Origin of the sequence: Priestia sp. YIM B13490 (assembly GCF_042787735.1) — a bacterium.
Lineage (GTDB): Bacteria > Bacillota > Bacilli > Bacillales > Bacillaceae_H > Priestia > Priestia megaterium.
In genome coordinates this window covers 1-15,174 of the sequence record NZ_JBHZOT010000011.1, presented here as the reverse complement: position 1 = coordinate 15,174, position 15,174 = coordinate 1, and the positions used below count along the sequence as shown (strand labels likewise).

The following is a 15,174-nucleotide window of genomic DNA, read 5'->3' as shown; positions in this document are numbered from 1 at the left end:
TGAGATTAAAACAAGCAAAATTAAACTTGGAGGTTTACTTTTTTGATCCTGATGTTCCATAATCTTTAATCGTTAATTTTACATCATAGTTAATGGGAACTTCACTAAATGTTTGATCCCAATTGTCTTTGACTCTTATCCATACCCTAGGATGCTTAATTCTCAATTGATTTCCGAAACCCGCAACATCAACCTCATATTCTTTTTGCATTTTTTTGTTACGTTCCTTATCAAATGCTTTACTTCTTTTTCTGAAGTTTTTTGTGCCTTCTGTAAAAATTGATTTTTCAAAGGATTTCCTGAGACCACCCAATTCTCAGATAGCCTTCCCTCTGATTTAATGTGTACATCGAAGGAGATGTTATTTCCTTTCACATGGGGTTTTATATGACTTTTCATAGACTCTATTTCATACACGATCAGCTAACCGGTCTTTTTATCAAAGCTTTTCACTAGACCTCCTTTCCCTTTTCCTGTGATCCAAGTCAGACCATCTAGTTCTTCTTCATTCAAAAAACCAATCATTTTATGTGTTTTCCCTTTAATTATCCCAGCACCAGCAAATTTGATTTCTCCATTTGCTGACAATACATTTTGCAATAAAAAACTAGACCCTGATTGGATTTTACTCTCTAATTTAATAAGAGACATAGGAGGTAAAATTCTCGTTGTTCGATAGGTATTGTCTATCATTCCAGCCAGACGTAAAGCTGGGATTTCTCCTCCTGTTTTCGATTCGAGTGTGTCGCTGGCTTTCCCTTTACTAATAAGTACAAGACAACTTGGTCTAAAATCATTGTCACGAAGGTTTTGATCCACTAATTGTTCCAAACTATATGATCGCGCAAGGGCCTCACCAATAACCATCACTTTCATATGGGGACTGGTTAAAGGAGCATCACTTCTTAAGGATAATTCACGAACTATTTGAAAAGCAGAATCTCCTGTTTCAGACACATTCATGTAAGATTTTTGCTGAGGTCCTCCTTGTTTAGTTGTTGAACTTGCTACTTGTGGGGTGATCAGTTGGTAGGTTGACGTAATCAGATTCTTTTTTGGATATCCCTCTGCTTGTTCATCAAATTCTTTTTCAACCATAGACTCCTTATCTTTATCATATGCCACCCCTACCCCAAAACTTTGCTCTTCAATTTCATGACTACTCCAGCAGCCTGTCAGAGGAAAGAGCAAAAGGACAAGGAGCGAAACTGAGAGAAAGCGTATATTGTTTCGACTTAAATTCATTATTTTCCTCCCCTCCATTTTGCGACAATAAGAAGAGGCAATGGAAGTAAGCCAAATAAAAATAATGCAAGAGTACCCACCATATCCCCAAGCTTAAATACGTCATTAATATTTTTGGGAGTCATAGAAATTAAATAAATAATTGGAATTACACCATATATAAATGGATGGATGCTCTTTTTGAAAAGTTGAGCCAGCCCCAGAGCAGCAGCATAATGAGCCATAGTAAAGATAGTAAACATTTGCATCATCCATACCACCAGTAACAAGGAATCAAACCGTTCAAAGATTAAACCGGTTAATTCAAAACTTCGTATCAAATCAAGTGTTGGCCATGTTCTCGTAACTACTCCATCAACTGATAACGCTCCCAAGACCATTACAACGGTTATCATATAAAAAATTAAGGCCATAAAAATTCCACTTAAAGTAGCTTTTACTGCTTTACTCGGCTCTTTCATAAACGCCACAAGTAGTAGCATAATTTCTGGTCCAGTATATGCCAGACTCGTTGTCTTTATCCCTTTGAGAATAGGGATAATTCCCTCCCCAAGAACCGGGCGTAAATTATCCAGTTCAAATATTTTAAAGCTCATAAAGGTAACCATCAAAAAAATGACAACCGTAATAGGTAATATAATTTCAAATAGACGAGTAATCGGATTGATTCCTCCCACGATTAAATAGATTCCCACCCACATAAATGGCATGACAATAGCCCAGGTAGGAGTCCCTTCTAACAATAAATACTTTGTTACTTCTGTTAATGAACGAATTTGAAATCCAGAAGTTGTTAGAAAATAGCCGACAATAAGTAAACTAAGTAAACTGCCGACCCATTTTCCTACAATTTCTTGACTGTATTGATAAACGGTTTTTTCAGGAAACTATAGACTTAGCTTTACCATGATTATCCCTGCCATCATCGCGATTAGCCCACCTAAAATAACCGTTAGCCATACATCTGGTGTGTGTACCTTCTCAACAGATGTTCTGGGTAGGGTGAGAATTCCCGTACCAAGGGTAAAATTGATGACAATAACAGCTGTTTGAGGAGTTGTTATTGTGTCTTTTGGACTAAGAATCATTTTTCCTCTTCCTTTCATGAGAGGTTATCCTTTACGTAAAGGGGCTTTGGTATGCGTCATCTTTGGACGTCGTTTCATCATCATAAGAGGCATACGGACCATCAAGTCTTTCCATTCACTTAAACGATAAGGAACAGCTGGACTCATATAAGGTACACCAAAACTTTTTAGTTTTACTAAATGGCTCATCATGAAAAGGAAAAATAAAACCACGCCATATAATCCAAGGATGGCGGCACAAAGCATGGCTGCGAAGCGAAGAATACGTAATGTAATCCCTACACTATATTGCGGAATAGAAAACGATGAAATGGCAGTTAACGCCACTACGATTACCAAAATGGGGCTAACGATCCCTGCCTGCACTGCAGCTTCTCCAATGATTAACCCTCCGACAATTCCCATTGCTGGACCAATTGGCTTTGGTAATCGGAGTCCGGCTTCCCTCAAGATTTCAATAGCTACTTCCATGAATAAGGCTTCTATAAGGGCTGGAAATGGCACTCCAGACTTTGTTCCTATAATGGAAATAGCTAACTTAGTGGGAATCATTCCTGGGTGAAACGAAATAAACGCAATATACACAGCCGGTGTAAAAAGAGCAAGAACCACTGCGATATAACGAAGAAAACGAATGAATGTACCAGGAATCCACCTTTCATAATAATCTTCCGGGGACTGTAACATCATGCTAAATGTAACCGGAGCAATCAAAGCAAAAGGCGTCCCATCTAATAAAATGGCAACCCGACCTTCCATCAAGGCAGCCATTACGCGATCAGGACGCTCGGTATTCTGTACCTGTGGAAAGGGGCTAAGGTAATTGTCTTCAATGAGTTGTTCGACATAACCTGACTCGGGCACATTATCAAGATCAATTTTCTTAATTCGCTTTTCTACTTCTTCAACTAATTCTGGATCAACGATCTCGTTTATATAAGCAACAACTAGGTCTTTTTTGGAACGCTTTCCTACCTGAAATTTTACGAGCGACAAATTCTCAATGTCCCCGTTTCCTCTTAAAAGAGATGTATTATCACTTAAAGATTCAGTGAAGCCTACCCGTGGACCTCTCACTAATGCTTCTGATACGGGCTCTTCAATCGTTCTTGTTTTTAATTTAGTTGTACCAAGAATGAATGCATGTGATAATCCGTCAATTAAAAGTGCAGTAGAGCCTGTTAAAACTTTTGATGTTACTTCTTTAATAGAATGGACCTCTTCTACATTACTGATTGATAACACTTGGTTTTTGATAAATTGATTTGAAAGACAAGGCTGTTCCTGTTGGTATTCTGCTGAAAAATCGACCATCAATGATGTCATAATATGTTTATCAATGAGATCTTTATCTGATAGTCCCTCCACAAAAATAATACATGCCTGGATACCGGTACGTCCTATAATAAAATCCCGAAAATGAACGTCCCAGTTATGACTAATTTCTTTTCTAATTACTTCTAGATTTATAGTGAGATCGTCAGTAAACTGATTAATTGAATCTCGAGACGCAGATTTCTGTTTGCTTTCATTTTCGTCAGTGGATTCCCCTGTTTTTCTCATTTTCGATTTCCATCTTTTCATTTTCATCGCTCTTCCTCTGAGTTACGAATCTCACTAAATAATTTGTAGATTAAATACGGGATGACAAACACCATAAACGCTTGTACAAAAACTGGCCATTCTGGAAGGTAGGAAACAATTGATTTCCACATACTAATCACCCTACTTGTGTCAATATCAAAGCAATTCTAGTAATAAATAGCCGTAAAATATCGTTATTCATTCTATAGAAAATTCCTTTATTTACCAAGTAGTATTATTCGCTTTTTTATTTCTTATACAACGGAAATTTAATCTGATCTGCATATTGATTTACAAATAACATGGAGCTACATGGATGCAATTACTATGGAATAATTGAAAATGCCTATCCAGGTAAATTCAGGCCATGGGAATTTCAACACGTTCCAAATGGATACTGGAAAGGAGAAGAAGGAAGCATTAGAGCAATTTAAGCAGTTCAATATGTCATTGAAGTTGATGCTGGAATCACCCTTCATAAAATCCCTTCTACTATTAATCATCATTTCTTTAAGAACTATCGTTTAGGATAGGAGGTATTTTTGCTCAATCCCCATTCAATGTTATCAATAATGTTTACCCCGGCATATAAAATTACTGGAAATTAAATCATGTAGTTATAAATTTTAGGAAATATCCCGTATACATGGAAGAGGTAATAGAATGGTTTCTCTTTCAATAACTTGGTTTTTCCTCCTATGCTGAGCATTTATAAAAATTAAAGTAAAGCATTTCTTTGAATATCAATTAACCGGTTTATATTAAAGAGCATTTAACTCCCGGTTAGAGAAAATTAAACAGTGGCTCTCAATAGGGGGCGAGAAAGAGGAAAGAACTAGACAGCAATTAGAAACAGCATATGATCACTCTAACTAAAGATGTTACTTTAACAAGTCGAATACACTATAAGTGGCCTCTAATGTAAAAAGATTGAAGTAGTCAAATAATCCATTTACCATTATGAAGAAAAAATTCTAAAAAACAGGTGCTCAAAAGGTCGTCTGTTCTTCAAAAATGACAGGTGCGTTAAAACTAAAAGGTAAACCTATTGCGATATTTTATAAAATCACTATAAATTAATTTTTTACATACCGGCAAAAAAGACACTCTCTATGAGTGTCTTCTAAATATAAATTTATTGGTTCAGAGGCGAAATCCTATATAAATGAAAAATTATATATTTAATTTTAGATAAATCTTCATGGAATCCTCCAAACAGCTTACGTATTAATTCCACCTACAATTCAAAAAATCTTTGATAGAATATTGACGCTATCTCATGAAGCTAGCATTTCAAATGGAACAAAATTTCTAGATTTCTAAGAAATTTTTTTAGTATCAGAACTATTACCTTTAATATACCAAATAAATTTCCCTGTATAGCCATAAATAATAGCAAGTGCGATGGAAACAAAGCTTAACCACATGAATGGAACGTAGGAGAAGGTAGAGATACCTAAAATTCCCGCCATGAAAATTCCATTATCTGACCAGGGAATCATACCAGATGTTAATGTCCCACCAACTTCAGAGTTGCGAGCCAGTACTCTTCGGTCAATGTGTAATTTATCATAGCTTTCTGCCATAATTTTAGGGGTTAAAATTAATGAAACGTACATAGCACAACCAAATACATTTGCTAAAAAAGCAACGATTAAAGTAGATAAGGTCACGTTCCCTGCTGATGTTAGGCGGTGTTGAAACTTAGAAACAATTACTTTTAATACTCCTAAATGCTCCAACAATCCTCCAAATCCTAACCCAAAAATAATTACGACCACTGACCCCAGCATTCCTTCGATTCCTCCCCGGTTTAGGAGAGTATCTATGAAGTCGATCCCAGTATTAATTGAGAAACCTTCATAAGCAGTACCAAGAGCATCGGCAATATTCATGCCTTGGAACACAAAAGCCCAAATCACTCCAAGAAAGGCCCCCATAACAATCGTAGGCATAGAGGGTTTTTTTAATGCAAGCATAAGAATTACAAATACGGCAGGTATCAGCATCCAAACATGAATATCAAAGGTTTTAAGTAATGAAGTCTTAAGAAATTCTACTTTTTCTAAGTCTGTATTTTTACCTCCATACATAAACCCTGTGACAGTAAAAAGAATAGCCGTGATAACGTATGCAGGAATATCTAAATATAACATGGCACGTACGTGTGCAATTACATCCACTTTCGACATTGATGCTGCAAGCACCGTACTGTCAGATAGTGGAGATAACTTATCTCCAAAATATGCACCAGAAAGAACAGCACCAGCTACAAGTGGAAGAGGAATACCAAGTCCCTCTCCGATTGCTATCATAGCAATTCCAGCAGTTCCAACAGTTCCCCATGATGTGCCTGTAGCTAAAGAGGTAAGTGAGCAAATAACGAGTGTGGCTAATAAAAAAATACTTGGATGGATAAACTCTAACCCATAGTAAATAAGTGTTGGTACAACTCCTCCTGCAATCCAAGTCCCAATAAGAGCACCGACCGAAACGAGAATCAATATAGCTTCAAGACCATTCGAGATGCCACTGGTAATAGCTCCTTGTAATTCTTGGTATCGGTGTCCCAAACGTAATCCAAGTAAAATGACAAGGAACCATGAAATAAACAACGCTAGCTGTATAGGTAAGTCAAAAATTACAGTAAAAGAAAAGACAATGCCTAAAAATAATCCCAATGTGCAAATGATCTCTAACATAGATGGTAATCGTACGTTTTTCATAGTAGTTCCCCCTCAAATAAAGCGTTTTCATAATTTTGCTATAAAAAATATACTTATTTTTTTGGCTTTCTTGGCATCCAGTTTTTTGTCTAACATGAATACTAATTTAGAAACGCTCACTTCTCTTGTTCATGCTTCTCGAATGTGTAATGATAACCTGATGTATTTTTTCTTCCTTCCTCCCTCCCTGCATATAGAGACATGCCTTATCCTTTGTTCAAACATGAAGTAGCAATGGCTGTAGACATTTGTGTATTTTTGAAAATACTTAATTGTTTCCCATGTTTATTCTTTAAAATAAAATGATACCGTTTTCAAAAGATGTTATTTAAAATCTCTCTACATATATTTCCTAGACATTTAAAGAATACAGTCTCTATTTCAAGATGTAACTTCATTATAGTGAATCTCCTTTTTTTGTATAGAGGAAATATATTGAATAAAATCAAAGAAAAATAGAAAATTATATTTCTAGGTTTTTTGTGTTCCTTTCGCGTACTTAAGTTACATTATATTTATAACACGAGGATAAATCAAGTAATTTATTATTCATTTCGCGTACAATCTATTTGATTTTGATGTAGAGTTAATTTATACAAATGGGAGATCTGCCGGGAAAATTGTTCAACAAATAATTGATAATATTGATTAGGATATGTGGAGTTAGTATAGTTTCATGGACACGGTTTAATTAAGTCTTTGCAATGACTTTTGAGAGAATGTGTCCCAAATGAAACATTTTTGCTACTCAGGCTTTAAATTCAACTTAACTATATTTGTCTTTCATGATACATTAGTCAACGGATTAAATTTTCATGCGAAATAAATTTAAATTTGATACTTGCAAAACCTCATCATTTCCAATTACGATATATCTCGTATAATACAAAATTCAAAATATTCACCCAGAAAACAAAAGCGCTTGGACTAAGAGTCCCAAGCGCCTTTGTTTATATAACATCCAAAAAAGAAAAATGGATGGAACATATGTTACTATACTCATTATTTATTTATTGAATTTGTTTTAACTTTTATTTTAGATATGTAAGATCCTATACCTAAAGCTATACCAGCCCCTAAACAACTAAAGATACATCCCACTAACAGATAAACAGATGGAGCTGATTCACCAATTGCTACTGATGCAATTCCTGCTATAGCAGGGAAAAGCGCTACCATATAACCACTTTTAGCACCACCAATTTGTTCGACCAGTTTCAAGTAAAATAACCATGCACCAAACGAAGCAATAAGAGTTAGATAAAGTAACCCAGACCAATAGGAAATAGAATGAGGAAAGCTAATTACTTGTCCTTTAGAGAGTGCAAATGTACCTAATAATATTCCTCCAACTGTAAAACCTATAGCATTTGCATATAAAGGATTTACTTTATTCTTAGCGTTTCTAGCTGATGTAGCGTCTCCAATAGCCGTTATTATAGTACCTAATAAAGCAATTAATATTCCTTTTAAATCTGAGAAACTATGAATATCTCCCATACTTGGGTACAGTAAAATACAAACTCCTAGAACACCTAGTATCCCTCCCAATAAAATGCGAGGATGAAAAGATTCTTTTAAAAATACTCGTAGTGCAATTGGGGTTAAAATGACTTTTAAAGAAAAGATTAATGTTACCATGGCAGCTGAGCTTAAGATTGTTGCATAATAAAGGCAAAGATAACTTAACATAAAGTTACAGATACCAAATATAACAATAAAGGGTATATCGTTTCTTTTTGGTTTGTCTTTAGGTCGTAGACATGCGCTTAAAATTATGAATAAGACAGCTGTAATTAAAAGCCTGTACGTTAAAGAAAGCTCCAGACTAATAGGGGTACCTTGAATTTTTACAGCAATAAAATTTAGCCCCCAAGCGAATAAGCAAAAGATGTACATAAAGTTAGTCATATGCTGAACTCCTTTTCAATAAAAAAAGATTATAGAATAAACTTCTTAAATAGTAACACAAATAAAAAGAAATAATATCTATAAAAGGAAATATATATAAATTTGGTTTTTTCCTGTATTTTATGATTAAGTCGTTCAAAATAAGAATATATAATTATTTAATTCACCAACACTAAAAAACAGACATTATAAATCTCTTAATTATTTTCTATTTTTTAAAGCCTTTCTACCTATATCTCATCAGAAAATAAATAACGTTATATTATATATAATATTTAAGTGATATTTATCTGTTAAAACAGATAATAAAAAGCTTTAAAAAGGTTCTCTTTTATAATTTATTAGAATTTTCAATATTATATTAATATTTAAATCCAAATTGACAATAATGCCCAATTGTTATTATAGTGAATATATTCAAAAAATAACCAAGGGATTTATTGTATTTTTTGATAAAGAAATTTTTCACAGTTCTGCAGGGGGATTATATGATATGTACGAAATGATTGTAAAAAACAAGTTAGAGGATCTAAAAAAAAGTGGTCAATATCGTGAGTTTGTAACGATTAATAGAATAAGTGGTCAATATCCTTTAGCAAATTTAGACGGTACCCAAGACGGAAAACCTGTCGTTGTTTGGTGTAGTAATGATTATTTAGGAATGTCACAACATCCAAAAGTAACAGAAGCAATGCACAATGCTATTGAAATGTATGGTGCTGGATCTGGAGGATCAAGAAATATTGGAGGAACTCATTATCAATACACTCAGTTAGAAGAATCTTTAGCTGAATGGCATGGTAAAGAAGCAGCTCTAGTTTTCCCTACTGGATACGGTTCAAATGATGCAACAATCCAATGTTTATTAAGAATACTTCCAAATTGTATAATCTTTTCAGATGAAAAAAACCATGCATCAATCATTAATGGTATTCGTAGTACTTCAGCTGATAAGGATATTTTTAGACATAATGATGTTGTTCATTTAGAAGAATTACTTGCTGCACAACCTATTGATAGACCTAAAATTATTGTTTTTGAATCTGTATATTCTATGGATGGAGATATTTCACCAATTAAGGAGATTGTAGCACTTGCCAAGAAGTATAATGCGCTTACTTTCTTGGATGAAGTTCATGCTATTGGAATGTACGGACCTCGAGGCTCAGGTATTGCTGCACAGTTAGGAATCGCTGATCAAGTTGATTTTATACAAGGAACAATGGCTAAAGCAATTGGTATCATTGGCGGCTATATAACTGCTTCAGCCTCACTAATAGATGCTGTAAGATCTTTTGCATCTGGTTTTATCTTTACAACTTCATTACCTCCAGCAGTCGTAGCTGCTTGTCATACAAGCATAGAACATTTAAAAAACTCTGAAGTAGAGAGAACAGCTTTACAAAATAAAACTAATATTTTAAGAGAACGCTTAAACAAGGCGGGTATTCCTATCATGGATTCCAGTGAAACACATATTCTACCTGTTCTAATAGGTGATGCATCAAAGTGTAAAGAAGCAGCTCAAAGATTATTAAAAATTCATGGTGTATATTTACAACCCATCAATTCACCAACAGTAGCAGTAGGGACGGAACGCTTTAGAGTGAATGTTACTCCTAATCATTCTGAAGAACAACTACAGCATCTTACGGAAGCTTTAGTAGAAGTTTTTAATCACTTTGATATTCCTTTTGCTAGCACTAAAGAGTTAGCATACGTTTAATAATTAGAAAAGCATAAAAAAACCTTTCAAAACATGGATGAGGTGGCATAGAGATGGAGAATCCTATCGCCTGGCACAGCCCGTTGGGCAAACATATACCCCTCGAAAAGGGGCTCATTCTCAAGATACTCCATCAAAGTTAGAAGCTGAAAATCGATATTTAAAACAACAGATTGAAGTCTTAAAAAAGTACAAAGAGTTGAAAAGGGAGTGGTACCAGAAGTTGTATTGAACTTAGTAGAAGAATTAAAAGAGAAACTGCCTATCTCTCAAATCTGTCAGTGTCTGGGTATTCCTCGATCAACTTATTATCGTTGGCAGAAAAATGAGCAAGGAGAAGAAACAAAGAGGAAGAAATGGATAGAAGGAAAAGTTGGTGAACAGTGCCGTAAACATAAATTTCGATATGGCTATCGAAAAATTACAGCGTTACTCAATCAAACCATGCATATCAACCATAAAACAATGCAGCGTGTCATGCAGAAATACGGTTGGCAATGCCGAGTTAAAAGGAAGAAACGGAAACAAACAGGACAACCTTATCAGGTTGCAGAAAACGTGTTAAACCGTAATTTCCGAGCAGAGCGCCCTCTTCAAAAGCTGGTTACCGATATTACCTACTTGCCTTTTGGACCTAAACAGTTGTATCTTTCAAGTATTCAAGATTTATTTAATGGCGAAATCATTGCGTATTCAGTGAGGGATTGTCAAAACGTAGAGTTTGTTTTAGATACATTAAGTCAACTCCCTTCTTTACCTCAGGGATGTACGTTGCATAGCGACCAAGGTTCGGTTTACACATCATATGCGTATCAACGAAAAGTCAAAGAAAGAGGCATCATCATGAATATGTCCCGCAAAGGGACACCTGCAGATAATGCCTCCATTGAATCGTTTCATTCCAGCCTAAAGTCTGAAACGTTTTACCTCGACGAGTTAACATGTACTACGACTGCCATCGTAGAACAAACTGTCGAAAGCTACATTACTTATTATAACCATATCCGTATTCAAACTAAACTAAACAACTAGTCACCGGTACAATACCGACAACTGGCTGTTTAAAAGGTGTTTTGATCCCTGTCTCGAAATCAGGGGTCAGTCCCCAAACCAGGTGGGTTTTTCTTTTAATACATAAGTTATTGATAACTTGAGCAAACTACTCAAGAAAAAACGGGGCATCATCTCATAAAACCAAACTAATCAACAGCGAAAAAACTACTGGTTCCCTCCGTTCCAGTAGTTTTTTCTGTTTTTAACCTTATATGCTATACATGTTTAGTTAACGTAGTCACCATTACCGGTAGGAATAAATACAAATGGCGCATAAGAAAAATGTACATTATTACAAGAATAATACTTTTAAGTCTCTTCTTAAACAGTGTTAGATATTTAAACTACATCAAAAATCAAAGAAAATAGTTATCTCTTTTCTTTAAAGCACTCGCAATTTTTTTGACACCCTCTTCAATTCGATGATTTTCAACATTTGAAACATTTAACTTTAAAACTCGTTCTTTGTGAAAGCTGGCTAGATAATTACTTTCAACTGAATCCAGATATACTTGCTGTTCATGTAAATAATGAATAAATGACTTCATATTTACTTGTTTAGGTAGCAAAATATGACCGTGCATAACTATTTCTGATGATGATTCGTAATTAGCCAGATGATTTTGCAGTGATTGATGAAGAACTTCGGCACGTTTATGGTAAATACTACTTACTTTTAATTTATTATGTTTAAACATACCGCTTTTTATATAAAGATATAGTGCAGCTTGTGAAATCATAGAGCTATCTATATCTATGGTCGTTCTAAATTTTTGAAAGGTGTTAAGAATAGTGGTAGGAAGAACGGCTAGACCAATTCTTAAACCTGGAAACATGATTTTTGAAAAGCTCTTTAAATAGATAACCTGTTCTTTAATATCCTTTGCAAAAAGAGGATCATTCTTTGTGTTATATTCAAAATCTGCTAAATAGTCATCTTCTATAATATACACATTGTATTTATAAGCTAACTGTAAAATAGCTTCTTTGTCTTTTTTGCTATATGACGTTCCTAAAGGATTATGGAAGCGTGGCATTGTATAAAAAAATTTAATCTCTTCTTCATTGAATATTTTTTCTAATTGCTTTAGATCAATACCTTGTGCTGTACGTGGAATCCCTATTGTACGAATTCCATATGTTTTCAACATATCCATATACAAATGGTAACTAGGTTGTTCAACTAAAATATCAGATCCATTATTTGGAAATGGCATCATGCTTAGTAAAGCGAGTGCCTGCTGAACCCCTGAAGTGATGAAAATCTGTTCAGATTTCGCAAATACTTGATAAGATTCTAAGAGTTTTTTAGCTTCTGTAATTAATAAAGATAAACCTTTTGGTGTTCCATAACGAAACAATTCTTCTTGATATGTATCAATCGCTTTATTAATACACTGTTGAAAGTCTTTATAAGGAAATGCATGCCACGTTGGAGATGATGTTGCAAAATCAATGCCTTCAGTAAATGTTGGTACTTCGAAGACCTGATGTTCCACGACGTAATAACCACTCTTTGGAATGGAATAAATAATATGTTGCTCTTCTAATCGTTTTAAGGCAGCTAATATTGTACTTTTATTACAAATATATTGTTGCGATAAGCCTCTAATTGAGGGTAATTTTGCCCCTGCTGGAAAGTCTCCAGACTGTATCTTTTGAAGTAGGGATTGATAAATTGTTTCATATTTAAGCATAGTATTCCTCCAAATACACATCTGTACCGATACAGATGTGTATTTTTTATATCGTAGATACTGTTAGTTTCTCTTACTATAATGATAACCGGCCGGGTAAATCTAAAGGGGGTCATTCATATGGCTGAAAAGAAAAAAGCATATATAGCAGCACTTACTTATGCCATTATTATCGGATTATCATTTATGTTTGTCAAAGTTGCATTAATTATTGCTACACCTTTTGATGCATTAGCACATCGATTTACTATTGCTTTTATAGGGGTTACAATCTTAAAAGTATTAACGAAAAAATCATTAAAAGTAACCAAAAAGGATATAGGGATTATTGCCTTGTTAGCTATTTTATACCCCACTCTCTTTTTTGCTTTTCAGGTATTTGGACTAGTGAACATATCATCATCTGAAGCTGGAATCATTCAAGCAACAACCCCAATTTTCACATTAATCTTTGCGAGCATATTTTTAAAAGAAACATCTACATCTGGTCAAAAGATAGCTATTATTTTCTCGGTAGTAGGTGTGATATATATTATGTATATGAACGATATAGGAAATAAAAATCCTAGTCTACTAGGAAGTGGTTTGATTTTAATTTCCGCACTTGTATCGTCTCTATACAATGTATGTGCTAGAAATTTAACTCAACGATATTCCTTATTCACCATCACATATATAATGACTTTATTTGGTTTTATTACATTTAATGGTTTGGCATTGACAAATCATCTAATGAATAACACTATCCATCAATTTATCCAGCCTTTTGTTCACCTGGATTTTGTGATTGCAATTGTCTATCTAGGTTTATTATCATCTTTAGTCACGTCCTATCTTTCTAATTACGCCTTATCAAAAATAGAAGCATCTAAAATGAGTGTCTTCAGTAATTTTGCTACACTCATTACAATCTTAGCAGGAGTAATTTTTTTAAAAGAACAATTTCACCTTTATCATCTAGTTGGGGCAATTATCATTATTACAGGAGTTATTGGGACAAATTACTTTGGTACAAAAGATAAACACAGTGAAAAAGCCTAATTTTTTTTTAGAATATATACAAGTCTAGTTACCATAATGGATTTTATAGGAAACCGCACAAAGACAGCGCTCAATCAATTGAACGCTGTCTTTATACAAAAAAGATTTCTTCAGAATCTTCAATCAACTATCTTTATACTACTAAAAATTGATATAAAAAAACTATAACTTTGTTATGATTTCTGACATAGATAATCGAATATTTTTTTTGTACAAAAATAAAAAAGGACATTTCTTCTATGCCCTGTTCCCTCGTATCAGCCCCACCTACGCTAAATACTATGACAGCCACTCATGCCATCCAACCTATCCTTAGGATATATGAAAACGATTACAAAGTAAAGTAATTATTAAAATATTCCGCCTATTCCTTTTGTTATATTTAACTTGTCTACCTTGAATAATATCAAATATCGTGAGCAAACTACCCAAGACACTATAAGGTGTCAAATACATCTATTTAGAGCATTCACCAGAAGAACTATCTTACTCACATAAGGTAGTTTTTTCTGTTTTTAAGGTGTATAAGATATACAATTATAGTTAACATAATACCTCTTTCCGGTAAACATCACAAAAAAGAACCCTTGTCGCAGAAGAGGGACTGACCCCTAATAGTGAGACAAATAAGAAACACCTTTAAGTTAAAAAACGGGTATATACGACCTAACAATCACTTGGAGGTGTTTTTTCTATGGGGACAAGATATACTTAATACATATTTTGATTCTTGAATTTATAAAAATAAAGCTGTAAAAACTACCAATGCATATAAATGATTCATTACTCCTTTATAAGGTATACTATAGTAAGAGGAATAGTGATGTTAGTATGTATTATTACGGCAAAAGAAATCAAGAACCTTTAGCCCAAGAACAAACAGAGGTTTGGGAATGTACAGTAGAAGATTGTAAGGGCTGGATGAGAAAGGATTTCTCTTACGACAATCACCAAAAATGCCCTTTGTGTGGAAATTATATGAAAGCTGGAGAACGACTTATTAATAAAATCCCCCTTAATCCTCATCGAAGATAATTTATACCAACGCTATCACATAGATTAAAAATTACTACTATATTATTTAATTGAAAATATAGTTAATT

8 protein-coding genes and 3 pseudogenes are annotated in these 15,174 nt (G+C 34.1%); 4 read left to right on the top strand and 7 right to left on the bottom strand.

Going from position 1 to position 15,174, the window contains the following annotated elements; genetic code table 11:
• Positions 1 to 34: 34 nt before the first annotated feature.
• The 6 genes and pseudogenes from ACFX4R_RS23645 to ACFX4R_RS23620 all read right to left on the bottom strand — a co-directional run bounded on the left by ACFX4R_RS23645 (position 35) and on the right by ACFX4R_RS23620 (position 8,554).
• Positions 35 to 1,245, bottom strand: a pseudogene (locus tag ACFX4R_RS23645) (Ger(x)C family spore germination protein).
• Positions 1,245 to 2,333, bottom strand: a pseudogene (locus tag ACFX4R_RS23640) (spore germination protein). Before ACFX4R_RS23640 ends, ACFX4R_RS23645 begins: the two co-directional pseudogenes overlap by 1 nt.
• A 24-nt stretch (positions 2,334 to 2,357) precedes the next feature.
• On the bottom strand, positions 2,358 to 3,923 hold the full coding sequence (locus ACFX4R_RS23635; RefSeq protein WP_377570510.1) for a spore germination protein: 1,566 nt from the start codon (positions 3,921 to 3,923) through the stop codon (positions 2,358 to 2,360).
• The gene (locus ACFX4R_RS23630; RefSeq protein WP_277813726.1) at positions 3,920 to 4,048 is read right to left on the bottom strand and encodes a hypothetical protein; all 129 of its coding nucleotides are present in this window, start codon (positions 4,046 to 4,048) and stop codon (positions 3,920 to 3,922) included. Before ACFX4R_RS23630 ends, ACFX4R_RS23635 begins: the two co-directional genes overlap by 4 nt.
• 1,188 nt (positions 4,049 to 5,236) lie before the next feature.
• Complete coding sequence (gene nhaC / locus ACFX4R_RS23625) at positions 5,237 to 6,643, bottom strand: Na+/H+ antiporter NhaC (RefSeq protein WP_043980852.1); 1,407 nt, start codon at positions 6,641 to 6,643, stop codon at positions 5,237 to 5,239.
• A 1,002-nt stretch (positions 6,644 to 7,645) separates the two neighbouring features.
• Positions 7,646 to 8,554 carry a DMT family transporter gene (locus tag ACFX4R_RS23620; RefSeq protein WP_043980854.1) on the bottom strand — a complete coding sequence of 303 codons (909 nt, stop codon included), beginning with the start codon at positions 8,552 to 8,554 and terminating at the stop codon, positions 7,646 to 7,648.
• 493 nt (positions 8,555 to 9,047) lie between these two features.
• On the opposite strand from ACFX4R_RS23620, the gene hemA reads away from it, so the two are divergent.
• Together hemA and ACFX4R_RS23610 are read left to right on the top strand one after the other, a co-directional pair.
• Positions 9,048 to 10,280: a 5-aminolevulinate synthase gene (gene hemA, locus ACFX4R_RS23615; protein WP_377570507.1), complete on the top strand. Its 1,233-nt coding sequence runs from the start codon at positions 9,048 to 9,050 to the stop codon at positions 10,278 to 10,280.
• 16 nt (positions 10,281 to 10,296) lie between these two features.
• Positions 10,297 to 11,312: pseudogene (locus ACFX4R_RS23610) on the top strand (IS3 family transposase); the annotation flags it as partial.
• Positions 11,313 to 11,689: 377 nt separating this feature from the next.
• Here ACFX4R_RS23610 and ACFX4R_RS23605 read toward each other — a convergent pair.
• On the bottom strand, positions 11,690 to 13,030 hold the full coding sequence (locus ACFX4R_RS23605) for an aminotransferase-like domain-containing protein (protein WP_322552709.1): 1,341 nt from the start codon (positions 13,028 to 13,030) through the stop codon (positions 11,690 to 11,692).
• Between the two features lie 120 nt (positions 13,031 to 13,150).
• On the opposite strand from ACFX4R_RS23605, the gene ACFX4R_RS23600 reads away from it, so the two are divergent.
• On the top strand, positions 13,151 to 14,071 hold the full coding sequence (locus ACFX4R_RS23600; protein ID WP_043980863.1) for a DMT family transporter: 921 nt from the start codon (positions 13,151 to 13,153) through the stop codon (positions 14,069 to 14,071).
• An 831-nt stretch (positions 14,072 to 14,902) separates the two neighbouring features.
• Positions 14,903 to 15,106, top strand: a complete 204-nt coding sequence (locus ACFX4R_RS23595) for a cold-shock protein (RefSeq protein ID WP_057239729.1) — start codon at positions 14,903 to 14,905, stop codon at positions 15,104 to 15,106.
• Positions 15,107 to 15,174 lie beyond the last annotated feature (68 nt).